Source organism: Clostridium gelidum (assembly GCF_019977655.1).
Lineage (GTDB): Bacteria > Bacillota > Clostridia > Clostridiales > Clostridiaceae > Clostridium > Clostridium gelidum.
The window spans coordinates 3,339,679-3,365,121 of record NZ_AP024849.1; the positions used below are offsets into that span (position 1 = coordinate 3,339,679).

General features: G+C 28.3%; 35 protein-coding genes. 3 read left to right on the top strand and 32 right to left on the bottom strand.

All coding sequences use genetic code 11. From position 1 onward, the window contains the following. Positions 1–15: 15 nt before the first annotated feature. The 26 genes from psyc5s11_RS15150 to psyc5s11_RS15275 all read right to left on the bottom strand — a co-directional run bounded on the left by psyc5s11_RS15150 (position 16) and on the right by psyc5s11_RS15275 (position 18,126). Positions 16–645 carry a phage scaffolding protein gene (locus psyc5s11_RS15150; protein ID WP_224033342.1) on the bottom strand — a complete coding sequence of 210 codons (630 nt, stop codon included), beginning with the start codon at positions 643–645 and terminating at the stop codon, positions 16–18. Positions 646–781: 136 nt separating this feature from the next. After that, complete coding sequence (locus tag psyc5s11_RS15155; protein WP_224033343.1) at positions 782–1,714, bottom strand: hypothetical protein; 933 nt, start codon at positions 1,712–1,714, stop codon at positions 782–784. A gap of 38 nt (positions 1,715–1,752) precedes the next feature. Continuing rightward, positions 1,753–3,231, bottom strand: coding sequence for a phage portal protein (locus tag psyc5s11_RS15160; RefSeq protein ID WP_224033344.1), 1,479 nt, complete (start codon positions 3,229–3,231; stop codon positions 1,753–1,755). Beyond that, entirely contained in the window at positions 3,231–4,577 is a 1,347-nt protein-coding gene (locus psyc5s11_RS15165; RefSeq protein ID WP_224033345.1) for a PBSX family phage terminase large subunit, read from the bottom strand. The genes psyc5s11_RS15160 and psyc5s11_RS15165 overlap by 1 nt, the downstream gene beginning before the upstream one ends. Next, positions 4,577–5,461 (bottom strand): terminase small subunit, encoded by an 885-nt coding sequence (locus psyc5s11_RS15170; protein WP_224033346.1) that lies wholly within the window; start codon positions 5,459–5,461, stop codon positions 4,577–4,579. Before psyc5s11_RS15170 ends, psyc5s11_RS15165 begins: the two co-directional genes overlap by 1 nt. Positions 5,462–5,875: 414 nt before the next feature. Then, on the bottom strand, positions 5,876–6,058 hold the full coding sequence (locus tag psyc5s11_RS15175) for a hypothetical protein (protein ID WP_224033347.1): 183 nt from the start codon (positions 6,056–6,058) through the stop codon (positions 5,876–5,878). A gap of 86 nt (positions 6,059–6,144) precedes the next feature. Next, positions 6,145–6,369, bottom strand: a complete 225-nt coding sequence (locus psyc5s11_RS15180) for a hypothetical protein (RefSeq protein ID WP_224033348.1) — start codon at positions 6,367–6,369, stop codon at positions 6,145–6,147. Positions 6,370–6,525: 156 nt separating this feature from the next. Beyond that, the gene (locus psyc5s11_RS15185; protein ID WP_224033349.1) at positions 6,526–6,696 is read right to left on the bottom strand and encodes an aspartyl-phosphate phosphatase Spo0E family protein; all 171 of its coding nucleotides are present in this window, start codon (positions 6,694–6,696) and stop codon (positions 6,526–6,528) included. A gap of 498 nt (positions 6,697–7,194) precedes the next feature. Continuing rightward, a complete protein-coding gene (locus psyc5s11_RS15190) occupies positions 7,195–7,620 on the bottom strand; it encodes an RNA polymerase sigma factor (protein WP_224033350.1) in 426 nt (141 codons plus the stop codon). Positions 7,621–7,801: 181 nt separating this feature from the next. Continuing rightward, positions 7,802–7,969, bottom strand: coding sequence for a hypothetical protein (locus tag psyc5s11_RS15195; protein ID WP_224033351.1), 168 nt, complete (start codon positions 7,967–7,969; stop codon positions 7,802–7,804). A 132-nt stretch (positions 7,970–8,101) separates the two neighbouring features. Continuing rightward, a complete protein-coding gene (locus psyc5s11_RS15200) occupies positions 8,102–8,881 on the bottom strand; it encodes a hypothetical protein (RefSeq protein WP_224033352.1) in 780 nt (259 codons plus the stop codon). Positions 8,882–8,981: 100 nt separating this feature from the next. After that, a complete protein-coding gene (locus psyc5s11_RS15205; RefSeq protein WP_224033353.1) occupies positions 8,982–9,926 on the bottom strand; it encodes a DNA cytosine methyltransferase in 945 nt (314 codons plus the stop codon). A 146-nt stretch (positions 9,927–10,072) separates the two neighbouring features. Continuing rightward, positions 10,073–10,285: a hypothetical protein gene (locus psyc5s11_RS15210; protein ID WP_224033354.1), complete on the bottom strand. Its 213-nt coding sequence runs from the start codon at positions 10,283–10,285 to the stop codon at positions 10,073–10,075. Between the two features lie 17 nt (positions 10,286–10,302). Next, on the bottom strand, positions 10,303–10,644 hold the full coding sequence (locus psyc5s11_RS15215; RefSeq protein WP_224033355.1) for a DUF7694 domain-containing protein: 342 nt from the start codon (positions 10,642–10,644) through the stop codon (positions 10,303–10,305). Continuing rightward, positions 10,641–10,781, bottom strand: a complete 141-nt coding sequence (locus psyc5s11_RS15220) for a transcriptional regulator (protein WP_224033356.1) — start codon at positions 10,779–10,781, stop codon at positions 10,641–10,643. Before psyc5s11_RS15220 ends, psyc5s11_RS15215 begins: the two co-directional genes overlap by 4 nt. Next, positions 10,782–11,558, bottom strand: a complete 777-nt coding sequence (locus tag psyc5s11_RS15225) for a hypothetical protein (RefSeq protein WP_224033357.1) — start codon at positions 11,556–11,558, stop codon at positions 10,782–10,784. A gap of 9 nt (positions 11,559–11,567) precedes the next feature. Beyond that, positions 11,568–12,497, bottom strand: a complete 930-nt coding sequence (locus psyc5s11_RS15230) for a phage replisome organizer N-terminal domain-containing protein (RefSeq protein ID WP_224033358.1) — start codon at positions 12,495–12,497, stop codon at positions 11,568–11,570. 5 nt (positions 12,498–12,502) lie between these two features. Continuing rightward, positions 12,503–13,219, bottom strand: a complete 717-nt coding sequence (locus psyc5s11_RS15235) for an MBL fold metallo-hydrolase (RefSeq protein WP_224033359.1) — start codon at positions 13,217–13,219, stop codon at positions 12,503–12,505. Next, complete coding sequence (locus tag psyc5s11_RS15240) at positions 13,219–14,130, bottom strand: RecT family recombinase (RefSeq protein ID WP_224033360.1); 912 nt, start codon at positions 14,128–14,130, stop codon at positions 13,219–13,221. Before psyc5s11_RS15240 ends, psyc5s11_RS15235 begins: the two co-directional genes overlap by 1 nt. Further along, a complete protein-coding gene (locus psyc5s11_RS15245) occupies positions 14,131–14,547 on the bottom strand; it encodes a hypothetical protein (RefSeq protein WP_224033361.1) in 417 nt (138 codons plus the stop codon). A gap of 2 nt (positions 14,548–14,549) precedes the next feature. Next, positions 14,550–14,861 carry a helix-turn-helix domain-containing protein gene (locus psyc5s11_RS15250; protein WP_224033362.1) on the bottom strand — a complete coding sequence of 104 codons (312 nt, stop codon included), beginning with the start codon at positions 14,859–14,861 and terminating at the stop codon, positions 14,550–14,552. Beyond that, positions 14,861–16,852, bottom strand: a complete 1,992-nt coding sequence (locus tag psyc5s11_RS15255) for an AAA family ATPase (protein ID WP_224033363.1) — start codon at positions 16,850–16,852, stop codon at positions 14,861–14,863. Before psyc5s11_RS15255 ends, psyc5s11_RS15250 begins: the two co-directional genes overlap by 1 nt. Next, positions 16,833–17,174: a hypothetical protein gene (locus psyc5s11_RS15260; protein ID WP_224033364.1), complete on the bottom strand. Its 342-nt coding sequence runs from the start codon at positions 17,172–17,174 to the stop codon at positions 16,833–16,835. Before psyc5s11_RS15260 ends, psyc5s11_RS15255 begins: the two co-directional genes overlap by 20 nt. 10 nt (positions 17,175–17,184) lie before the next feature. Continuing rightward, positions 17,185–17,343 carry a hypothetical protein gene (locus psyc5s11_RS15265; protein ID WP_224033365.1) on the bottom strand — a complete coding sequence of 53 codons (159 nt, stop codon included), beginning with the start codon at positions 17,341–17,343 and terminating at the stop codon, positions 17,185–17,187. Continuing rightward, positions 17,343–17,849 carry a helix-turn-helix domain-containing protein gene (locus psyc5s11_RS15270; RefSeq protein ID WP_224033366.1) on the bottom strand — a complete coding sequence of 169 codons (507 nt, stop codon included), beginning with the start codon at positions 17,847–17,849 and terminating at the stop codon, positions 17,343–17,345. Before psyc5s11_RS15270 ends, psyc5s11_RS15265 begins: the two co-directional genes overlap by 1 nt. Before the next feature lie 73 nt (positions 17,850–17,922). Beyond that, on the bottom strand, positions 17,923–18,126 hold the full coding sequence (locus psyc5s11_RS15275; protein ID WP_224033367.1) for a helix-turn-helix transcriptional regulator: 204 nt from the start codon (positions 18,124–18,126) through the stop codon (positions 17,923–17,925). 149 nt (positions 18,127–18,275) lie between these two features. Here psyc5s11_RS15275 and psyc5s11_RS15280 point away from each other — a divergent pair, with 149 nt between their 5' ends. The 3 genes from psyc5s11_RS15280 to psyc5s11_RS15290 are packed head-to-tail and all read left to right on the top strand — an operon-like array spanning position 18,276 to position 20,012. Then, entirely contained in the window at positions 18,276–18,701 is a 426-nt protein-coding gene (locus psyc5s11_RS15280) for a helix-turn-helix domain-containing protein (protein WP_224033368.1), read from the top strand. Between the two features lie 12 nt (positions 18,702–18,713). Continuing rightward, positions 18,714–19,169 carry an ImmA/IrrE family metallo-endopeptidase gene (locus tag psyc5s11_RS15285; protein WP_224033369.1) on the top strand — a complete coding sequence of 152 codons (456 nt, stop codon included), beginning with the start codon at positions 18,714–18,716 and terminating at the stop codon, positions 19,167–19,169. A 3-nt stretch (positions 19,170–19,172) separates the two neighbouring features. Beyond that, positions 19,173–20,012, top strand: coding sequence for a hypothetical protein (locus tag psyc5s11_RS15290; RefSeq protein ID WP_224033370.1), 840 nt, complete (start codon positions 19,173–19,175; stop codon positions 20,010–20,012). Between the two features lie 220 nt (positions 20,013–20,232). On the opposite strand, the gene psyc5s11_RS15295 is transcribed toward psyc5s11_RS15290, so the two are convergent. The 6 genes from psyc5s11_RS15295 to psyc5s11_RS15320 all read right to left on the bottom strand — a co-directional run bounded on the left by psyc5s11_RS15295 (position 20,233) and on the right by psyc5s11_RS15320 (position 25,439). Next, the gene (locus psyc5s11_RS15295; protein WP_224033371.1) at positions 20,233–21,054 is read right to left on the bottom strand and encodes a nucleotidyltransferase domain-containing protein; all 822 of its coding nucleotides are present in this window, start codon (positions 21,052–21,054) and stop codon (positions 20,233–20,235) included. Between the two features lie 3 nt (positions 21,055–21,057). Continuing rightward, positions 21,058–21,447: a hypothetical protein gene (locus psyc5s11_RS15300; RefSeq protein ID WP_224033372.1), complete on the bottom strand. Its 390-nt coding sequence runs from the start codon at positions 21,445–21,447 to the stop codon at positions 21,058–21,060. Between the two features lie 16 nt (positions 21,448–21,463). Then, positions 21,464–22,144: a hypothetical protein gene (locus psyc5s11_RS15305; protein WP_224033373.1), complete on the bottom strand. Its 681-nt coding sequence runs from the start codon at positions 22,142–22,144 to the stop codon at positions 21,464–21,466. Positions 22,145–22,161: 17 nt separating this feature from the next. Further along, the gene (locus psyc5s11_RS15310) at positions 22,162–22,647 is read right to left on the bottom strand and encodes a P-loop NTPase family protein (protein WP_224033374.1); all 486 of its coding nucleotides are present in this window, start codon (positions 22,645–22,647) and stop codon (positions 22,162–22,164) included. 290 nt (positions 22,648–22,937) lie between these two features. Beyond that, positions 22,938–23,642 carry a hypothetical protein gene (locus tag psyc5s11_RS15315; RefSeq protein ID WP_224033375.1) on the bottom strand — a complete coding sequence of 235 codons (705 nt, stop codon included), beginning with the start codon at positions 23,640–23,642 and terminating at the stop codon, positions 22,938–22,940. Between the two features lie 174 nt (positions 23,643–23,816). Beyond that, positions 23,817–25,439: an RES domain-containing protein gene (locus psyc5s11_RS15320; RefSeq protein ID WP_224033376.1), complete on the bottom strand. Its 1,623-nt coding sequence runs from the start codon at positions 25,437–25,439 to the stop codon at positions 23,817–23,819. Between the last annotated feature and the right edge of the window lie 4 nt (positions 25,440–25,443).

Sequence of the window (25,443 nt, forward strand, 5' to 3'; positions counted from 1 at the left end):
TTTTTATTCCTCCTCTTATTTGGCTATAAATTTATCAAAGCCACTATTTCCTTTCATGTTTTCTGCTTGTTGTTTTCCCAAAATTACTGCAATATCTTCTTTACCTACTGGATCTTTATGTTGTTCATTATTTCCACCAGTATTAAATACACCTGTTCCATTAATCTCTTTTTCAAATAAGAAATCGTGTGACTTTTGAAGTGGTTCCATTTGTTCCTTAAGACCTATGACATTATCTCCATCAACTTTTAGCTTAGTTTTATCAATATGTGCCATAATGGATACTTTGTCTTTAATGCTATAAGCTCCTAAACCTTTTTCTAAAGCATTATCGAAAGCAATTGCAGATAATTGTTTCTCATGAGTTTCCTTTTGAGTCTTATTATCTTTCTCAAGAATTTCAAGTTTTTCTTTTAATCCTGCAGTATCTTTAAATTCCTCTTTTAAGCTGTTAATTTGAGTATCTCTTTCTCCAACTTGCTTTTTATAATCTTTAGCCTCAACATTAACGTCATCAAATCGTTTTTTAGGAACATAAGCACCATTAGAAACATCTTCATAATCCTTAGCCTCATATTCCTTTTGCTTATCTGCTGGAAGCTGCTTAAATAGTTCCTCTCCGATAATTTCCTTTAACTTTGCCATTGTTATTTTTCCTCCTTAATATCGAATATACTTGTTAGTCAAGTTGTATCTGCGCCATAGACTAATTAATCCATTCTTTAACGCCTTATGTATAATCATAAAAGGCGAAAATAAAAAGCCTTATCTCTAAGACTTATTAAACAAATTCTTTTCCATATTCTTGATACCAATTATCCAATTTAGAATTATTATCTCCATATAACCACTCATGTAGCTCTGTGCCTATGTCTTCCATAGATTTAGTTATAACAGGTGTAAAATAACATATTCCATTTGGGTGATCCAAAGGTAATGTATCTGGAGTATATATTTCACCTTCTCTGCTTTGGCATAATGCACATGGCCCTCTATGTGAGTTGCTTGTGTGCCATTGTATACCTTCTACAAAAGGATTAGCTTTGCAGGATCTTTGTAAGCCTAATTGATAAGCATGTGATATCGAAGTTACAGCAAGCCTAAAAGAATTATATTCTATTTTTTTATTACCTACACTTGGATAAATTCTTTTAAAGTCCCAATTCTTTTCAACATCAGGATTAACATAATTTGATAAATCCTTAGCTAAATCATATATACTCTTTTTTTCCGTCAACCCTTTTTGAAGTATGTAGTCAAATTCTGCATTAGCTTTTTTTTCATTAAACCAAAGTCTCTTTGAAAGTCCTTTTCCATCTTTATAAAAATCTCCATTAATAAGTTCTTTTAATGCTTCTTTGGGAATTTTAGAGAACATATTAGAAAAAGACTCTTTAGTATTTAATCCATACTTCATATCAATTAAATTAAAAAAATCAATTTGGATGCTAGCGGAATATCGAGCGCTTTTTAGCATAGATTCCTCTATATCCAGCCTTAGTATTTTATTTAATTCTTTTATATCATTTTTGAACTGCTTTTGATAATCCTTTAACCACCTTTCAGTTAAACTATTTTTAGATACTTGCTTGATTTTTTTCTCAAGTTCTCGTGCTATCTCTCTATATAGTTTCCTTATTCTATAAGTTTGTTTATGAGTTAAATCTAACCTCTTCTTTTGAGCTTCTTCAACCAATTTTAAATACTCATTCAACTAATCACCACCTTATTTGGGGATACTATACCATAAATTTATTCAGTATTAAATTGTTCATTTTCAGCTGCTGTTAATGCAGTTTTTTCTTGTAGTATTTCATTCCATTCGTCTTCTGCATTCTCAGATTCAGAGAAATCTTTAATATAAGATTGATGTGATCTTACTCCATGATCAACTTCATTCATTGCAGTTGTTTTCTTTTCCTCTGTATCTGAAGGTAATGGATAATTATGTTCAAGTAAGGTGCTATATTTTAATTGATTCCATGCCTTGTTATATAAACCTGGATAACAAATTGAACCAACCTCTTTAATAAATTCAAATAATCCAATAAAAGCTGGAGTCCAATCATTCCACTTATCATCACATCTTGCAATTAAATCATTATATAAATACCCCATGGCTTTAGCTGATGGAATATTATTTAAATCTTTTAATTGTGGCATATCCATAGTAACATTCATATCAGCATCTGCTCTATCTAAATAAGCTTCAATAGCAGCACTGTTTCCCATATTATATTCTAGTCTTTGCATTGAAGCTTGTTTACCACTTTCAGCTAATTCATCTCTAGTTCTAATAGCATGTACTGCATTAGGAGCTACAGTAAGTTTACTCACATCATCCATATTCCCATCAATAATAGATTCAGCACCAAACATTTGAAATCTTAATGCATCTCTAACATCTGAAATAGTTTTATTATATTGAGTTTGAGTATCCATTAATTCTTCTACATCAGATTCACCAAATGAATCATTTAATTCTCCACTATTCTTTATTAACCAACATGGAATATTAATAAATCCAGTATCCTGTTCTATTGTTAAATCTTTTTGTAATTCTGCATTAAAATAAGTTTCTTTCTTATACCATGCTTGACGTTCCTTCTTTTCAGTAAATTTGTAGTAATAAGTATGAATATAATAAATTTTTTCTGTATCCGCTTCTCTATATACATTCTCTTCATCTTCTTCGAAAAATACAACATATAAGAGCTTTCTGTTTTTCTCCCTATAATAAAAATTCTCTATTGATTCATATTTAATGACCAATGGAGAATTAGGGTTAGCTTCTACTCTAAGTAGAACTCTCTTTTTAATTGTAGCTTCTAGAAATGCTTTTTTAGTTGTTGGCCAGAAAGAATTATCATCTAATACATCTTCAATAAATTTTCTAAGTTCTTCGCATTGATCCTTATCTTCTTTATCATCTGATTTAAGTTTGATTGTTGGTTCAACACCAAACATCCATCTAGCCTGTTTTCTTAATAATGGTTTAATCTTATTCCTTATATCTTGGGTAGGTTTATAATCACAATTATCATTGATTTCCCAATTCTGACCAAGTAATGCTTTATCTTCTCCAACTTTATCTATTGGAACTATGCACTTACCTTTATAGAATATATAATCTTTTCTAATTAATTCTCTTTCATGCCTTTCTGCATCAGGCAGATTAAGCAATGTATTTTTTATACTGTTACCATTGCTATTATCATAATCAAAATACATTAGAATACTGTACCTCCTCTCTTATAAGGATCACTAGTTTTATTAGCAACACCCTTACCTTTTTCATATACTGAATCATCATATTTATGCTCTTTTAAGTCAGATACTTCATATCCATCAAGTCCATACCAGATAGCACTAAATGTATGTGGATCTGTTGCAAATTCATCTTCAATTAACTCTCCATCCTTATCAATCGCATATGTTAAATCTTCTAATTCATCAATAACATCTTGGCAATCTTCAGAACAAATTATCTTTTTAAATCTCTTAACTTTCTTGGTATTTTGCAATCTTGAACCTGGGAACTTTTTAGCACCTCTCATATTAAATCCCTCTTGTTGGTAGAACTTAATTGTCTTAGGTTCTGCACTATCTGCTCTAATTAATTCCTGTGTATTTTTAAATTCTGCTATCTCTATTGCAGTTTTATCATCTGTCATTTGGTTTTTATAATATTGCCAATATATATACAGAATCTTATTTTCATCATCTATAACAAGCCTAACAATGGCATTATATGAAGTTTCAAATCCAAAATCCATTCCGACCTTGTGCAATGGTTTCTTAATTTTATGCATCATATCTAATACTTCATAGTGAGGTCTGCGTTCAAATTGTGGTAATACTTTTCTACCATTAACCCCAAATTGCCCTCTTCTAGCAATTCTATATAAATCAATATCAAATGTTTTTAAATCATCTAGCTGCTCTATATAAGATTTAGGCAAAAAATAATTATCATCGGCTAAACTATGATGATAATATGTATTATTTATTATAATTGTCCTTTTTTTATATAATTCCTTATCATCTAAGATAAATAGTTTTTTCTTTTTGTCTATAAAGAAATGCTTATAACACCAGTTGTTCTTTGATACTGGATTAGTGGTAAGTATCATATGAAGTTTTAAAAATGGGTGCCTCAATCTACCTAATAACTCTTTAAATCCAGCATATTTTACCTCTGAACATTCTTCAATCCACACAATAGAAACGTTATTAATAGATTTTAATTTAGCTGGCTTATCCATTCCTTTAAATATTATCTTTGAACCATTAGGAAATCTTATTTGCATTGGAGATACAACACAACGTATTCTATCATCAAGCTCCATTTCAGTTATTATTTCATCAAATAATGAAAAGCACGAATCTCTGATAGTATCATAAACCTCTCTAACTACTAACGCTGTTCTCTTCTCATCTAATAACTTAAGAATTATTTTAAATGCAGTATTATAAGATTTACTTGATCCATAACCACCAACTAAAAAATAAAATTTATAGTCCCAATCAAATAAGTAATCTTCAAAATGAGGATTGATTTCTCTTTCAATTTCCATTAATCCTCACGCTCTTTTCTTCTTATCACTATTTGTATTGGTTCATCATTCTTAAGAGTTTTATTCTTTTCAAAATCAATCTTTTCTTTGGCCATTTTAACTTTTTCTTCTTCGATTTGCCTCTTAAATTTATCAGGGAATAAATCAAAGTACTCTGATAGCTTATCTAATGCTTTCATTCTATCTTCAAACTTAATAGATACACCATCTTTGCCTTGCTTCACTTCGCTGATTACAGTACCATCAATCATAGAGCTTTCTTTAAAGTCAACGTAATTTACAGTTTTCATTACTGTTTCTTTAGTTTCTTTATCTACTAATGGTCCATACATAGTCATTACTGGAACTTCTTTTTGCCCAAATGCTAAATATTCTGTTGGATCCACAAAGGCTATCTTTATATACATATTGAGTACATCCATAGCATCAAGATACAATTCTTCTGTTATTTTCCCTTTAAGCCTTCTTAATTCAGCTGCAACCTTACTATTTCTTACTAACTCGCTACCTGTTATATGTGCTCTTTCTGGTACATATCCCGCTTTAATTGCAGAAAGGGTTTGATTATGATTCTTAATAAAATATAAACAAAAAAGCCTTTGCTTATCAGTAAGTTCAGTATTCTCTAATACCTCTTTAACTTCATCTGCAATAGGCTCTTTATTACTATTCTTTTTAGTTACTTTTTGATTAGTAACGTTACTATTGGTTTTTGGTAACGCTCCTTTTAATTCTCGTTCCCATTCATCCTGTGATTTCCACTTTCTGACCTGAGAATCTTTTATATTTAAACTAGCTGCTATATCAACTAATTTCATTTTGCCTTTAGAATCTAAATATAATTTCTTTGCTTCATCTCTTGCAGGACTTCTTTGTCTAGCCATCTCTCATTGTCACCACCTCGCTCCACTCATATTCTATACAAACACAATAAAAATAGCCTTAGATTTTTCTAAAGCTATTCATTCATTAATTGTATAAATTTCTCATTTTTCATTAATATTGAAATATATACACTTGAAAACATAAAAAATATATTTATTATTGGCAGAATACTTATAATTATTAAACTTATAAATAGCTTCCAATTACACTTATTACTTCTAAAGTTTATATTATTCTTATTTACCAATGCCCTAATTAAAAGTAATATCAAGGATATGCAGCTTAATACTATTGATATTGAATATAGATATAACATATCTTACAACTCCTTTGAATGTAAATTTACTCCTTACCCGTATTTACATTTTATCCCATAAGCTAATAATATTCCATAATAATTATGTACTTAACTATTACATTTTTCTTTCATTATTCTTAAAACATTCCTTTATATCTCTATCATTAAATTGATAATAATATAATTCCATCTTTTCACATTCTTCTTTACAACCTGTACATAAATCTGGAGACTTAGCACACTCCACTATTCCTTTGTTAAATTTCATATTTAGTTTTATTTCCATTCTCTTACTCATGTGTAAATCTCCTTTCTATTCGAATTTAAAATTTAGGCTATTTTATTGCATGAAAAAAGAACCCTAATTTTAGAGTTCTAAAAATTTTACACAGCAACATCTACATATATCTTTACTATGTAGATACTTATACGTTCTACTTTTAATATTTTAACCAAGTTATGTTCCCACATGTACTCAATAGCTTCATTAAAGCTCTCAACACTAAATTTCACATCATTGCTAGATAACGTTACTATTGATTCTTTACCAGAATGTATTACTGGTGTTTCCTTTATTTTTTCTAATATTATATTTACGTCATTACTCATATGCTTCACCCCATATAAAATTTAATGCAGTATTACAAATAAACCAGTAGATACACAATGCTTCATTTTCTTTTAAAATAAATATAAAAGAATCCCTCAAACCTCAACTTTATGTCCTACTTCTCTACTTTATGTACTGACTCTCTACTTTATGTACTATTTCTCTACTTTGTTAAGTAAATTATTATACTCAGCCAAAGCTTCATCAAGTTTTTGACTTGCATTAATTACTTCTATATCTAATAAATTTTCTTTTTTATCTATTATTACATATAACTCTTGTCTCATTTCATAAACTGCTTTTTCAACATATTCTAAATTACTCACATTATCTTCTCCCAAACACAAATACACATTAATATATTCAATGCATAAATTATGAAAAACTATTACGTTTAAAATACCCCGTATCGTCTACATATGTCACAAGTTTAAACCTAGGACTTCAACATTACAGGGTATTTTATATTAGGAGTGTTATCCAATTACATGTTAAGGGGTATATGTTTATTGTTTTTTCACACTCACACTCACACTCACTATACTATTCGTTATTAAATCTGATTTTCTGACATTAAAATATAAATTTAATATAATTATTCCTCTTTGCTCTTATACAAAAAGCTAACAAAACATTTATATACTCTTGATATTTGTTCTGCTAGCTTTATAAAATGGGTATTGAGGATTTATGAGTGGTTACAGGTTAATAACCTTGTCCAACACATATTCTATAATATGCTTTGTTGAATTGTTAACACCTTATATTATAAAGCAGTTTAAATCCGTTTTTTGCAGTAATTTTCAGATAGTTTTTGGATACCCTTAGACAATATCATCTTCCAGTATATCTGTCATTGTCTTTAAACCATCTGAAATATATTTTTCTATTGTCTTTTTAGCTCTATTCATTATATAACATGCACTTTCAATTCTTCGTTCCTCAATGAATCTTAATTCTATGGCTTGTCTCTCCCATTCCCTTAAAGCTTCTAAAGCATTTTCTATGTGGTCACATTCTCTTTGATTATTCATAATCATTTTTTCTAAAATTGCCTTTTTCTCCACAAGCTCTACCGCTTGGTTTTCTGCTACACTACTAATTTTATAAGTCTTTCCTGTAGCTTCTCCTTGTGGAGCTTCTGTAATCCCAATACCTTCTTCAAGTTCCTTTATCTTAAGTTCATATTCATTCTTCTTAGCTAATATCTTTTTATAGTTTCTTAATCTTTGTTTTATATCTTCATGCATTGCTTTCGCCCCTCCTTAAATATATTGATAATCCTTTTAAAATAAAATATAATGAATATGGTTGTAGGGGAGCGAAAGCTCTCTTTTTTAATTTATTTTTTTAATTTAATATCTTTTTTCATTCAAATCATCCTTAGCTCTTCCAAAAACCATTCTGCTGCTTGTATAAAATTAATAGTTTCTACATCAAACCTTTTTCATGAGCTTTCTTATATATTTCTGACTCTGAATTCATATCCATAAGATAAGTCATTCTAGCCTTAAGTTTTTGTGGAGAGATCTCCTTATTCTCTTTAATTAATTCATCAAGTGCCATTACTGCATATGACATAGCTTCATAATTATCCATATATTCTAGCCTTCTTTCTTCATAATTTCTTAGTATTGTGTAGTATTTTAAGCATAAAAAATACCGCAAATTCATTTTATTGAATAATGCGGCATCAATTATTTCATCCTGAATATTAATATTTTATTTCACTTAAATGATTTCTGATTGTCTATCAGTATTGGAAATTTCTTTTACCTCAAATTTAATTTTTTTATACTCACTTTTAAATAAATTTACGAAACGATCAATTACTATCATTGTAAAAACTGCTTCTATAACAATTGGTTTTATTTGTAACCATAAAGAATAATTTAAAATTTTCATTCCAGATATTTTTTCTAATGAATTCAGAACAGTCATAAAAATTGAGATAAAATACATCCATAACTTGGGTCTTAGTAATATAACAGCTTTCTTGTATATAATTATACTTTTGTTAACATCATCTATCAGCTCAGACATTTTAATTAATGTTATCCTAAAAATTTTAAGTGTACAAGATTGTATCATTAATACAACTTTTTCTGGATAATATGCTATACACATCAAAAAAACAGTTAAACTTAAATAGTTACATGCATTTTCACCTAAATTTATTTTTTCGCTAACAGCATATATAACTATATGGATAATTCCATATATAAGTTCTATAGAAATTATGCAACCCGATAAAGTTATTAATATTGTTGATAACCCTTGAAATTTACTGTATATTTTAATGTCATTCAGAGATTTCAATATTTTAAATAATGCATATGCTTTTCCATGATATTTTAAATATTTTTTATTTTCTAATACTTTATAAATTTTTTGAGCTATTAGTAAGTTCAATTTTATCTCGCACATACGCAAAATGAAAAATGCTGTATTAATAATTAATAATAATGTTATTAACATCATTATTGGATCTGATAAAAACCACTGAATCATATATCCCCCCCTATTTGACAAATAAATCAATTCTATTGTACCATAATTTTTCTACCGCATTATTCAATTTTCAAAGAACATTATTTTATTTTTCTAAGTATTACGCACTAAGTAATTGCTTAAATATACTTTCAAAAAACGGTACTGGAATTGAATTGCCTGATTGATAATATAATGCACTATTTTTCTTGCCTTCCATTCCTGTATTAGCTTCTAATGCATTGTAGAAATCTTTATCTGAATAACCTTGTAACCTCCAACATTCCAGTTCCGTTAATAGTCTATACTCTCCATTATCTAGTGGTATAATTCCACTATTAGGGCATCTGTCTTGCTTAGTTGTAATGCATTCTACATATTGATCTATAATTGTTAATATTCCTGTAAAAGTATTACTATCTGTCTTCATAATTCTACTTTTCATACTTGGAGATTTAATAGTATATCTATCATCTACCTCGCTGTTAGGTTGTAGGAATTCTTTTATATTTCTCATTGGTTTTCTTTCTAATGTCCCAAAATTAAAGAATGTTCCGTCTAAGCAGCTTATAGTAAAAACTCTATTTCTATTTTGTGGTAATCCAAAATCTTTTGCATTTAATACCTCAAAGTTATTTGTATATCCCATCTTTTGCATTTCCTCCAGGTACTTATTAAAGTTTTTTATCATATGCTTTGATAGAACATTTTTAACATTTTCCCAAATGACCACTTTAGGCTTCCATATACCCATCTGCTTAATTATATTTATTGTTTCCCACATAAGGCTTGAACGTGTTTCACTTCCTTCATCTGCTCCTTTTTGTTTTCCGGCAACGCTGAAATCTTGGCATGGGCTTCCATGTATAAGGATGTCCGGCTTAAGATTATAACCTCTTACATCTTGTGTTTTATGTTTTAACTCATTCTTAAACATTGCATTATAGCTTCTTACTGCCTTTTCATCTATTTCAACATAATCTATTGCCTTAACATCTATTCCAAGGTTCCTAAGAGCAATTCGTGGACTTCCTATGCCTCCAAAAAGTTCTAGTATCTGTAACATTCTTTCACCTCACTTTACTACGTCAAATCTACACATTCTCCACTACTTATCCCTTATACACCTGAGTATTTATTCCCATTTAAACCCGCAGTTTCAACCTTAACAATTTGTAATCTCTGTTCGTTAATCCTGCAATATTTTAGTTTTTAATACCACTCAACTTCATTTCTTATTCTGTAAACTCTTATCCAACTTCTATTCTTAAATGAAACTTTAATAGCTGTATTCCTGTCTGAATCTTTAGGAAGTTCTATATTTTCATCAAGTGGTTCATATCCAACAATTGTTTTTCCGTATTCATTACTTGATAATGCATAGTATTCTTGGAAGATCTTATGCATCTCTAATCCAATACCCATTTAATAATTCTCACTTTCTAAACTAAAATTTTAGGTGGAGTAGGTATTTCCTTGCCTATAGGCCTCCATAAATGTAAGCAATAATTAAAATTATTTATATAATCTTCTTTGCTCGGATGCAGCTGCATAACAACTTCATCATCTTCAAAAAACATTTCTTTAACTTTATTCATTGTTTCCCAGCTAGGTATTCTATTATTATGGGATACTGATATGTGTTCCCAACCCATTCCATCACTTGCTATTATGCATACTGGACTTCCTGATACTCTTAACTTAAATACTCCATTATGTTCATCTCCAATAAAGTTATCTTTAAGTTTGACTCTATATTCATTTAAATAGCTCAAATCTTTCATCTACTATTACACCTCTTTTTAACCTTTTCTATATTTTCAAAACTGTAACTCTTAGCTTGTCTTTCACCTTCTAATTTAAGTTTTCTTTTGACCTCTAAATCCTTAACTGTTTTTCCAGCCCATTCTCGCGGTGTCATTTATATCACCCCTATTTTTCTAACTTTCTTATAATAAAATGCTGTATGTTTATTGTCCCAAACTACATTCACAGTTTCACCCTTGTTATAAATACTAGAAATATTTCCTACCTGGGGACCATCATAATTAAATTCAACCCTATCACCAACTTCAAGCTTTACTGCTTCTTCATCCTCATCGGTCTCTGATCCAAAGCTTTTGTTCATGCTTTTTGTGATATTTATATCCATTTCAATGATTTTATTGGCCAAATCTGTATTTTCTTTAGCCATTTCTGTAACAAAAAGCTCATCTTCGTGATATATAGGTTTTTGTAAATATTCCAGAACCCATCCTCTTGGATTAATAATAATTAATTTCCCAGGAAATGGAATTATAATATTTGCATCACCTTTACGCTTAATATATTTTTCAACATGCATGTCCTTTAATTTTTTAAGCTGCAGGTCGTTAACTTCTTTATCTTGATTTACAACTAAGATTTCATCTGCAGGCATTAGCTCCATATCCTTTTTTAACTCCAATTCATTTATACCTGCTGAATTAAAATATAATGTCTTATCCTCAACTTCTACTAGTAATGCTCCACATACTTGTTTAACTATTCTTGTAGCACTAGCTTTATATAAATTAATAATATTGCTGAAGCTTTCTCCCTGATTCTTTGAATTTTTTCTTTTTGGGAATATAACCTCCTTAGGCTTTTCAGCTTCCTTAAGCTCTATATCAAATATGCTCAGTTGCCCTTGGAGAATGTCACTATGTTGTTTATTCATAATCTCCTCCTAGCCATCTAAAGTTTTAGCATCAATCTGTTTTCCAGTTATTATTTGCAACTTAGGAGCATATTTTTTAATTACCCCCATTTGCAAATCAGTAGCTGCAGTTATTATCAACAAATCGTCTTTAGATTCAATCTTTGTATTTGCAAACCAAGTTTTATATGTCACCTCACTAAAACTTTTAAATATTAATTCATGAATTGGGGAAGGAAAAGAAAGAGGAGATGATGGGACTTGTTCCCCCTTTGGTTCTATCTCTATCTCTAGCTCTTTATCTCTATCTCTATCTCTATCTCTATCTCTATCTCTATCTCTGGTGGACGTTTGTCCGGACATTTGTCCTTTGTCAATATCTAACTCCGCATTTTTACAAGGTTCTTGATTTTCTTCGGGACATTTGTCCGGACTTTTGTCCCATTTTTGATCATCAATTCTTACTATTTCACTATTATTTATTTGGGACATTTGTCCGGACATTTGTATATTATCTTGGGACATTTGTCCCTTAATTTGTTTCTGTTGTTGGGACATTTGTCCTCCATTTAATAGATTTTTTTCTTCTTCAATTTTCTTTCTATAATTTCTTTTCCTATCCCCTTCTGAACTACTTTGACCTATCAAGTTTTGTATTTCTGTTAAATATATTGCGCCATTATCTAACATTTCTATAAGATTAAATTCCTTGAAAGTATTTATTGCAGTTCTTACAGTATCAATATTATGTCCTAACACTTTCGCTAAGGTTTCCAAAGTATATGGAATAATATCTGTAACCATAAGCTTTCCCTCACGTTTTAATGCCTTTAAATATAGTTTTAAGAGTATATTTGAATAGAGATATCCATTAGGCAAACTTTCTATTATTTTTATTTCATCAGATTCAAAAAAATCTTCTTTAAGTTTTAAATAGTAATATTTTTTATTATCACTCAAAGATCTTACCTCCCAACTATTAATCCTGGTTCTGCTACATATGTTTTAATTCCTGTAAGTGTCTCTATTTCTTGTTGAAACCTTTCAGGCTCTCCATTATCATTGCTTATATGAATTAGTGTTATATCCTTTGTATTACCTAATTCCCACGATTTTAGCGTTTCTATTAAGTTTTCTAAACTCATATGTGATTTTATAAGTCTTATTGCTCTACTCACTGGCAATGTTTGAAGCACACCTTCGAAGTAATTACATTCTATTAAGATGTGGTCTACATTTTTGAATGTTATATTTAATAAACTATACGTATCTGTTGCAAATACTATCTTTCCTATTGTGGGATGATATATTAAAAATCCTAATGGCTCATTTACATCATGCTGAACATTAAATGGAATTATTGTAAATCCAGCTATATTCTTAGGTACCTTATGCCTTAAATAATTGAATCTATAACTATATCTCTCATCTAGAAACTCCATTCCTTTAGCTGTTCCTTGACTCATATAAACATCAATACCTGCTGCTAATATATTATTTATAGATTTACAATGATCTTTATGTTCATGGGTAACTAAACACCCTTTTACCTTACTTAAATCAAAATCCAATCCTTGCTTAATGTCTTTGATGTTTATTCCACACTCAAGCAAGAGAATGTCATCCCCTGCTTGGATAATATAACAATTGCCTGTGCTTCCTGATGCTAATACCTTAATCATTAGAATTCACACATTAACTGCTGTTCAGCTTTTTCTGATTTAGGATTTTCTTGAATTGGATTCTTAATGGTATTTTCATTAATTTGTTTTATTGGTTCAATATCAACATCTATGATTTCTTGATTCGCATTAGCTTTGATTTCTTCATGTACCTGGTCTTTTACATTTTCAATAATATCTGCCTCATCATAATCTTCATCAGTATTATTTAAGCTATCTAGTAATAAATCACTATCATCTGATGTATTGTAGAATCTCTTGCAAGCTCTATTTATTACGCTTTTCTTGGCCATTTCTTCTGCGAAGTCAGTATGTGTACTTGATTTTCCACTTTTATATGCTGGCCCCATTGCCCATGATTTTTTTATTTGTTCCATTGTCATCATTTCTGTATGCAAAATCTTATTATCATCACCTATTATTAATGCAAATGCTCCTTTTATCTTATTTGAATTTATATTTTCAAATTTGGGTTGGTAGTTAAATTCAATCGTATAAGTCTCATTATTAAATATTGTTTCAAAGATATCTCCTTCGTATAATATAAAAGCTTTTACATCTTTTATTCCGTTAATCCTTTTAGTCGCTACTATACTTCCCATATAACTTTTCATAAGGGTTAACTTACTACCATGTACTATGAAATAGCATTGCCTTTTTGATGGGCTTAATCCTTGCAATACCATATTATATAGAGCTTCAACTGTTGAATTTTTTGTGCAAACATCCAAGGCTGGTTTCTTTTCTTTATCTACAACCTCCTGGAGCATTAACCATGCTGAATTAATTGCATTCTCCGCCGAGTAATTTTTAGGTAGTTTAATACCATTATTCTTTTCAAGTCCTGCTATTTTAGCCATCACATTATTAAATGCATCTTCTTTACTTAACGTTAATCCGGTTTCAGCCATTTATTTTTCCTCCTTAATATAAAATCTTGCTTCCTTTAGTACTTTATTAATATCTGCAGACCCAATGTTATAGCCTAATGCATACATAACATCATCCATACATACTTCTTGAAGTCCCCATTTGGGCTTTACTAGTTCATGTACAACTGTTACCTTTACTTTTGGATCCTCTGAGAAACTTCTATAAAATTCTTTAAAACTATTTTCATTTATCTTATTTTCTTCGCTTATTTTTGAAGTTTCTTCTATAACCCTTGAGTCCACAAACAAATCAACTATTTCATCTACTAGAATCTTATATATTTCAGTAGCTTTTTCTTCATGCTCTTTACGCTGCTCTGGTGTACCAAAGCATTTAGATTTCTCAGAACTGAAATCAGATAAATAATTTAATATTTCTAATAACCTATCATTCATTACTATTTCCCCTCCATGTTTAATAAAGAATTTATGATTCTGTTAATATCAGTTCCAACTATTCCTTGTTTATCTATCAACTCTTTGAGTTTTTGAAGCAATTCCTGACGTTTAAAATAATTATCATCTGTTAATGCTACAATCGGAACACCAATGGCATTTGCAATTGTATTAATAGCTTTTGTATTTGGTTCTCTCCTACTACTTTCATAATTTTGGATTGTCCTAACATCAACATTAATTTTTTCAGCAAGTTCTTTTTGAGTAATATCCTTTAACTTTCTAATCTCTTTTATATTTTTTGATATATTCATCAAGCAACCTCCTGCTTTTCTTTACACTCCACTTTTAGCTCCTTATCTTTACTTACTATCAAATTAATTATTTGACTATCTGTTGGTACTATTTGATTAATGCTTTCCCTGTTATCTATAAATATTGGAGCATTTACTTCATAAAATTCTGAAAGGGTATTAATAATCTCTATTCCTGCATTTATTTGACTTGCAGTATTTGCATTACTAAATGGAACTCCATCTATTAAAGCCTCACAACATTCGTCAATTCCGCCATTTATTTGTTGTTTAAATAATTTAAATCTTACTGTTTTGAATTTAGAATTTATTCTCTCTTCTAATAATCCAACTTTTGTTCTTATGAACTCCTCACACAGGAAGTCGTATCCTTCAAGCTTTGCAATTTCATTTGCCAAAGTTCTTTCTTCTTCTTGAAGATCTTGAATTCTTTTTCTTAAAGTTTCATTATTATCTTTTTTTCCTAGCTGCTTACTTATATTTTCTAATTCTCTTTCTAAATTGAGCTTTCTATTAGCCAACTCTGTATTGTCAGTTAATTTAAAGTTTGCTATTTTACCTTTAATTTCATTAATAGAATTAGTTAATTCCTGTTCGCCAGTAAAAGTTATTGTATTATTAATATTTAAGCTTTGTTTATCCTTCTCTAATTGTTCTAGCTCTGATTTAAGCAGCTCCATTTTGGAGTTATATTCACTTAATTTCTCTTCGTAGCCTATTAGATTTTCACTATTTTCTTTAATTGAAGTCTCAAGTTGGTTTATTTTTTCTCCAAGCTCTTTACCTTGCTTATTTATTGAATTACGCTTATTGTTTTTTGATTCTTCAAAATATCCTTGAGCATTGGTTCTGATTTCTTCTAGCTGTTCAATTTCATATTCTCTATGACATGTCGGACAGAATTTCTCATTTTCATCAAATTCAAATATCACATTATTTTCTTTATGCCATATATCTCTCAATGATTTTTGCTTTTCTATATAGTTTGTTCTTATTCCATAAGCTGCTTTAATTGCTTCCTCAGTATCAAACTTATCTCTATTTAGAATTTGAATCTGATGCTCTAAATCATTTATTTCATACTTTTTATCTGAAATCTGTATATTAAATTCATCTAATGGTTTATTTGAATTTTCTTTAGCTTCTACTAATTTAGAATTGTATTTAAGTTTTAAGTCTGATAGTTCTTTTTCTAATTTCATATTTTCAGAACTATTATCACCTGCAGCTATTTGTTTGGATAATGCATTAATTCCATTTTGAATTATTACTTTTCTGTCCTCTAAGATTTTAAAATCTTCTTCAACTATGGAATTATTACATTCATCAATCCTAAAAGGAATTGATTCTTTATCTTTGCTATATTTAGAAATTTGATCCTTTACTTTCTTTCTAAAATCTTCTATTGGAGTATTATTCGATAATAATTGTTCAAGTGGCTTTAATTCTTTTTTATAGTTAATTACATTATCTTGATCAATGTCTCCTATGATCTCTAATAATATCTCCCTTTGCTTTTTCCACTCTATACTGTTAAAATAGAGTGGATTAGATAGTAACTTAAAGGTATTATCCGCCAAGATATTAGTAACCTTTTCGTTATATTCTTTTTGTTTAGCTGGGACTTGGTTGATATAATAAGTTGTTTCATGACCTGAGAAAACTTTATCTGCAAGTCCTTTTTTCTTTGTCCATTTCTCTGTAAAAATTCTTTGAAGTGTTATTTCTTCACCATTTACATCTAATATTCCAATTACGCTATGCTCTAACCCATGTAGCGCTTCTCCATCAGGACCTAATGTTTTTATTTCAAAGTCTTTTCTATCCTTACTATCTTTTCCGAAGAGTAGCCAACAGAAGCTATCAAAGACTGTTGTTTTTCCTGTTGCGTTTTCTCCTAAGATATTTGTTATTTTTTCAAAATCAATTACTAATTCCTTAATACCTTTAAAATTCTTAAGAATTAATTTTTTAATTAATATGTTTTTCATAATATCCTCCTTGCTCTTTTACTTTTTGAACTTCTTCTTCTATGATTTCTCTTAATGATTTATTAGTTCCCCTATCACCTCTTTCAAGCGTTGCGTTTACTACTCTATCTAATGCATCTAAGGTGTTTTGCATATTGGTTGTAACTGTTCTTGAAAATGTCTTTGCACATAAAGCACAGATTCTAATGTATTCTTTCAAATTAGTTGTCTTTCCAAAATGTACTCTATTAAATTTGATATCATCATCTGTCATTTTTATAATCTCAGTAAATTCATCTTTAGTTGTTTGTAATTTAAGTAAATCTAAAAATAAATAAAACATATTCTCACTCCTACTCTAAATTTAAAAGTCCTGCCTTTCCAAACTTAACAAGTGCATTAATTTGATCACTTGGATAAATATTTATTGCATCTTCTACAAGCATGTCCATTAGTTTTCCTTGAATTTCTTTTTCATGTTCTTCATTTTTAAAAATCCAAACTGCTTTCATTAAGTATCCCTCCTACAATTAATTATTAAATGTTTTTCAGCCCATAGCTTTAATGCTTGTGACTTAGCTGATATTTCATCTAAGGTATCTATTATTTCTTTTAATCTTGGAACCTCATCTTTAGTTATTTGACCATCTTCTGTTATATCAATTAGTGAATCTTTTATTTTGTGTATGCTTGTACCATTTAAAACTGAAAGTATTTGAATCGTTAATCTTTCAATTTTACAAATTTTAATTTGTGGTATTGTTTGTTTTCCTAATGGACATAAATTCGAACAATAATAATTGTTTAATTCAGGAGTATTGTAAGTATCTGAAATTAAAAGTACTTCTTCAGGATATGGATTCAAACTTCCAAGCTCTATACGTGCTAGTCTTGTACGATCTATTCCTATCTTTTCTGATGCACCTTCCCTACTGTTTAAACAATCATTAAACTTTGATGCTTCCATTCGTGCTTGATAAAATACATTATCAATAGCTTTAGTTGCTTTTCTAGACATTTATTTCACCTACTTTCAAACTTATAATTTAAATAATGAATGAAATTAAAAATAATAATCATTTTAGTTCCTATTAGGAACATATTTGTTTAAAAAAAATCTCTTCAATTGGCATATTAAAAAAATCGGAAATCTTCTTTGCTTCTATCAATGTAAAATTAACGTTCCCCATTTCTTTTTTATAATATGCTGCTTTGGTTTTTAATCCTAATAGATTGCACATTTGCTTAACTGAAATTGAATTTGTGTTTCTTGTTACTCTTAAATTAGCATACATTTCTTTTTCACCCCCGTTCCTGTTAGGATACTTTAATTATATGTTCCTATTAGGAAATTGTCAATATTATTTCAAAAAAATATTTCCAATTAGGAACACTCATATAATTTCCTATTAGGATATTATATAATTATTTTGAGGTGTTAATTATGAACAGAATTAAAGAACTTAGACTATCTAAAGGTTGGACACAAGACGAATTAGGAGAAAAATTATGTGTTAAGCGTTCTGCGATTTCAAAATATGAAACTAGTAAAATACCTTTGACAGATGATACTATCAGGAAACTTTCAGAAATTTTCGATAAATCTACTGATTACATCTTAGGCAAAAATGATTTACAATCATCAAATTCTGAGACCGAATTAACTAAAAAAGATAAGAATGACATCCAAAAAGATTTAAAAAACATAATGGATGACTACAGAGAACAAAAGGATGGAACAAAATATTATAATGGCGTAGAACTTGAAGATAAAGATTTTGATTATTTAGAACTTGCTATGCAAATAGCTCTTGAAAAAATAAAGGTTAACAATAAGGATAAATATACACCAAAGAAATTTAAGAAGTAGGTGGGGATTAATTTGACAGGGGATTATATAAAAAAAATTATTAATAAACTAAAGAAGAAATATAATACTTCATCCCCTTATGAATTAGCAGAATGTCTTAATATAACTATAATTACTCAGCCTTTAGGCAACGTATGGGGTATGTACAAATATATGAAAAAAAACAAAGTCATTTTTATTAATTCAGCTTTATCTGAATTTGAAAAACGCTTTGTTTTGGCACATGAAATTGGACATGCTGTTTTGCATCCAAAATCTTCATGCTTTTTCATAAATGAAAATAATTATATAAGTAACATTAAATCTGAATATGAAGCTAATATGTTTGCGGCTGAATTTTTGATTGATGATATGGCAATAGATAAGTTAGATTTGGATGGGTTTTCTTTTGAACAGTTGGCTAGTAGTTATTATGTTCCTGTGGAAATTATGAAATTGAAGTTTAATACTAACTATTATAAGGAGTAAGTAATGAATTATACTAATTTAGATTCTATTGTCGATTATTTTAAAAGTACCTCTTCTTATTATAAAATAAAAAAACCAAATAGCATTACATTAAAAACTTTAATAATTTATACTCTTATTGGGTCATCTATGCTAGTTATCGTAATTAAGTTGTTAAATATAAAATCTTTAGATCTCACTTCTTTGATTTGTACTTCTTTAGTTGTTTCATTTATATTAAATGCTTTTTTCTTTAACAGAAAAATAAACAAAAAAACTAATGAATATATAGCAACTTACAATGCTATACATTCATTAGATTTTAATAAATACGATCAAGTTAGATTAGATATTTTTTATAACTACTTACTGAATAATAATATAGGTTCTTTAAGTGATGAAAACTTTAATCTATTAATAACTTATGTAAAAAATCAGGAAGATATTTTACATGGAGATCCTAGCTACAATTCAAAAAAAACATTAATAACTAATTCTATTCTTGCTTTTATTGTATCCGCTAGTAGTGCACTTACAACCAAATTTATCACAAATAATAACCAATTGATACCTTTTATTTTAATGAGTTCTTTTATCATTGGTTCAATTTATACATTCTTAACTTCAATTATTGATTTTCCAAACAAAATTTCTGATGAAAAGGATTCTTATAAAGCATTAAAAACATTTCTTTATAAAGCTAAATTTAGGTATAACTTAGAATATCAAAATGAGAATTCAGAAAATAATAATAGTAATTTGAATCAATCAACTAAAAATCTTCAAAACTCATCAGTGGAGAAAGAAAATTTTAGCATTATTTTTAAAACAAAATTACATAAAATAGTTGATATATTATTTTAGCAATGTGTTTGTTGCCGAGTTTTTGATTGTTGATGTGGCTGCGGATCAGCTTGAATTGGATGGTTTTTCTTTAGAATAGCTGGCTATGAATTATTATGTTCCGGTTGATATTGTGAAATTGAAATTAAATAATAAAGAACCTTAAGTTACTATTCTATTAGCAATTAAGGTTCTTTTTCAATTTAGAATATATAATATTATTAATCATTAAAATTCAGTTCTATTTGGTTTTATAATAATCTTCAATGTAATTATTTATGAATTGGAAAATTTTATTAGCATATTCCGTTAATTCATAATTATTCATAAACTTCAACTTATCTAAAATCATATATAACTCATAAAATTCTGCTCCTGTATTTAACAATTGTTTCCCTATTTCACCTCTGCTCCTAGCAACAATATCTTTTGATATTAGTATTATTCTTGCTGATTGTATTACCATTTTTTTAATAAACTTTATTCCTAAATCTCTGTCGTTATTTGTCAATGCTTCATAGGTTTTAATAATAATACTATTTATATATGTTCTTTTATGTATTATTTCATCCTTATTCACCATCCCTTGTGGATATCTATATAATGAGTTAAAGTATCCCTTATCAAATAATAGAACACCATATTTAACACACCATACATAAAATTCATAGCCACTTCTATAGTGACTTAAAAACTCACTTTTAGTTTGATAAACTATGTTTATATCTTTAAATACACTCACATATCTCAGCTCATTTATTTTTTTATTTCTTCTAAGAATAACTACAATATCAATATCACTTTCTTTAGAGTAGTTTCCACTTGAGACTGAACCAATAAGAATAATTGATTCAATTAAATTTTCACATTGAAGCAGTTGATTATATATCCTTAGTACTTCGCTATATGTTAATTCATCACACATCGTTCTGATTTTATACCAATTAGCACTTAGTCTCAGAAATAACGTATATGGATCATTAAATTGAATCTGTCTTTTTTCTAAATTCGCCTCTAATTCAAAAAAACTAGACATTAGCTCTTCTAAATTTAAATTGTGCATTTTTTACATTTTCCCCTCTTTTTTCAAGTAACTTTCTACCTCTTTTACTAGATTACAAATTTCACAATGCAAAATCTCCATCCTATGAAAACTAAAACTATTCGAAGATGTATTAATATATGTATCTAACTTGTAATATTCATAACTTTCACTCAAAATAGGCATATAATCTTTTGATAATATTCCTAAGGCCATGTATCTTTTTATTGATGAAACTATCATAAAAAATGTTGATTCAGCTTTTCCATCTATTGAAAACCTTAATATATTAATTACATTTTCTCCAACAATCGAAGTTCTATACGCTAAATCTCTTTTATCTCTTTTAGTCTTTGCTTCAGATGCCATCTTTAAATGCCATTCAATTTTATCTTTCCACATAGATGAAATCATAATTGTTTGTCCCCCATTATAATATATTATTCATTATATCTTCAAATCTTGCATGGTCTATTAAGACCGAGCTAGCTTGATTAACTATCTCAGGCAAATATAGAAGTAATAATGTTGTTGAATACTCTATAACTATTTTATAGTCATTGAACCATATATCGAAGCTATCTGATAAAAATTCTAAATGATTTGTATATCTTTGAGATTGTTGCCACTTAGTTGGATTAGAGTGTGTATATGAGCTTAATTCTTGAAATAATCTATATATATCATCATTCAAGCTATTAAAAAAACTTAAATTTGCCCATCTTCCCAATTCTGAAAAGGTATAAATTTCATTAAGTTTTTGTTTAAATCCAAATTCACTTCTCCCACTTAACCATGTAGTATATAAACCAGGATGTTTATCAAAATATATTCCAAAAACAACTAATTCTATAGATTTTCTAAGAGAGTCCATTGAGTTTTCATAAAATCCATTAACAACACAAAATATAGAATGTTCAAAGTTTAAACACACTTCCACTAATGTGTTAAGAATAGATTGTTTAGTTGGATAATTTAGATAAATATCATTTATAATTTCTTTAAATAGTGAACTGTATTTATAATATACTTCTATTTCAATCTGTTTTTGGCTCAATGTGTTCAGGAACACATTTATGCCATTATCCATAACAATATTTATTTCATTCATAGTATCTGCTCCTAAAATCAAATTAATTTTTGATCCTTTAACCTTTGAATTATACTTTGGACTACATCTCTACTTTCCGTATTATCTGTATTTATTTCTATATCCGCATCAAGTTTTTTTATTTCATTATCAACCCACTCTATACTTTCTTCTAATGTAAACGAATATTCCCATTTTGGAAAAGTAACGTTTCGATTTTTTGCTCTCTCCAACGCTTTTTCTTTAGAACAGATTAATTTGATGATGAAAAAGCTTCTATTAAGTTTTATATCATTTATAATTAGTTGTTCCATACGCTTGCTTAAGCCTGTTGATTCGAAAATGTAGCTTTGATTTACTTTTAGTTCAGTAATTAATTCCTTCCAAACGTCCTTATCATTATTAAAACTTTTTCTAATATCATCAACTTTAAAAAGTGGTAAATTTAATTCTTTTGATAACTGCTCAGAAATAGTAGTTTTTCCCGAAGCAATTTGTCCACAAACATATATAGCAATACTCATTTTGTATTCACTCTCCAATCCTTATAAATCAATAATTTTATTATATAATAAGTTATTTATAGAAGATATAATAGCTTATTATGTATCACAGCCTAGAAGAATGTTAAACTTTCTAATAAATTATATTTTAAATAATAATTTATTACCTAAAAATTCAAATATGTTCTTCTTATAGAGTATTTTACCACATAAGTTGTAAAAACGACAAAGATATCACAAATTCATTTCTGAATAATTTGGTACTAACAAATAACATTTTTCTAAAAAACCATTAATACTCTAGAATATATCTAAATATCAGCTTGAATAAATTTCATAAATTCTTTACCAAAGTATGTTATATATAGCATTGTAAATGCATCTTTCTTTAAATCACCATAAATATTTCCTGTGGTCTTTGTATCAATAAGCAAAGACTTTGAAATTAAGTCACAGATATAAAACTCATATTTTCCCTCGATTTCAAGAGCTGTTAATTCTGCATTACTTTCCTTAATATTCTCTGTTATAACTTCTTTACATGATCTACTTTTTCTTGAACTTACAAAAATATCATTACCTTCTGGAACTCCTATATTTCCTTCCACTCCAGTATCTTTATATATTTTCAAGATCTCAATTTCAATATAATCAAGTTTCTTTACTAATTCTAAAAAAGTTTCTTTAAAATTAGATTCACATGGATTTATAGTATTAGATTTTAAAATCTCCCTAAATATTTTAAGCTTATGCTCACATTTAGTTTCAATAACGTGTTTAAGTATTGATATATATATATCATTAAACTCCTCTGACGTCATTACATTTTCATCAATATTTAATCCTAATTCACTAATATACGCTATAAAACTATTAGTAAAGTCATTTACCCTCTTCTGAGCAATTCTACCCCTAATTTCAAAACAAACCTCATTTAGAAGCCCCCCTACAAGCGGTATATCCGATATCCCTGCTTTTAACAAACCAACTAAAAGTTCTTTTGATTTATTATCCATATTTATTCACACACCAATCTAAATCGTAAATTTAAGAAAAACTTTCACTACTTTCACTATAAGTATATTTTTATTATAACATATTTTACCAGTGTACTACAAAATAACAATAATACCACAAATTCATTCTGAATAATGTGGTATCATACATATAAATTTTCTAGGTATAATGTTTTAATTTATTTTAGTAACGAGTAATTTATTCCACATTTCATCTTCTTGTTTATGCCTAAAATAGAATTTAGTATTTTTCTGCATCTCCTCTACACATAAGTATACATCCAAATAATGAAATCCTTTAGTAACATCAATACTATATGATCCTCTATATTTAGAATTATCATAATCATTAACTATTTTAATTACGCTATCTTCTAAACTAAAATCTTTTGCAATACTATTATCTATATACGCATCATAATTTAATTTTATATATTCACTCAACTCATTCAATCTATTTTTTATTTCTGAAACATTATAAAATGTTTCAGATGCATATATACCATTGGGAATAAGTGATTTATCTTTAATATCATTAATATTATTTATATATTTAACCATATCTAATTTCATCCCATCAAATCTTTGATATGAAAAAGAATCTAATTTCAACCAATCTGTAAAGTAAACTAATTCTTCACCTATATATTGATTATATTGATAACTATACATCTCACTGCATAATTCCGTGTTAGGTCCACAAAACAAAGCATAATTATACGTTCCTTTAATAAGACTACTCTCATATTTAATTCCTTCATAGCCTAACATTCTTATATATTCTGCTAATATTTGAGTTGCAATATATTCTATTTCTTTATCTTTCTCTGATATTGGTTTACTTATCTCGTTTGCGAAACTATTTATAAATTCCTCTATCCAATTCAAATCATGATTATACTTTTTACTAAATATACTCCTATAAGTAAATTTCGGACTAACTGATAAATCCAATATATTTATCTTTTTTCTAGGATGAAATTCTCCAATGATACAATGTTGCCCTGATTCAAGCCTTATTTCCTGTATTGAAGTTTTAATATTATCAGCTAAATAAGTATAAGATATTCCTTTAGGACTCATTCGATTATTTATTGATAAAGCTGCTGGTGCTGGTGCAACTTCCCTATAAAAATCTATTTTATTAAACTGCTCTAACTCTATAATTTCATAAGGACGTGATCTATATAAGGTTGTTTCTAAATCTAAGTAACATTTCATGTGTTTAAAAATATTCTTAAGTTGATTTAAAAGTTTTTTCCTTGAAGATTGATTTTTAGAAACATCAAAATACCTATTATAGTATTTACATTTATATTTAAATATCTCCCAAGCTATATGTTCATTTGTACTTTCTTCTCCATATAAGTCATTTTTCAATACAAAACACGCATCATAAACATCGCTTAAATAATCTATTTCACCTTGTCGTATTTCTCTCATTGACGGCCCACTTGATTCCATTAATGTCTCTAATAATATTTTAACAGTATCCGCATCGTATTTTTCAGAAAATATTTGCTCAGTCCAAAATAAAATTTCATGCAATGATCTTCCTGCATCATCTCCATCTTTCCCTATATATTCATGTTCATCACAATCCCACATTGCGCCTGTTAAACCTTCTAAATGTTCATACGCTCTGTTGAATCCTTCACGAATAAAACTTCCTACATTATCAGTGCTACAAATATATACTTTAGTACTATTGCAAAAGGCACACTTTCCTTTTGTTTTATTAGATTTTATAAATTTAATTATATCCTTATTATTAAAGCATTTTTCACAACAATTCATAATT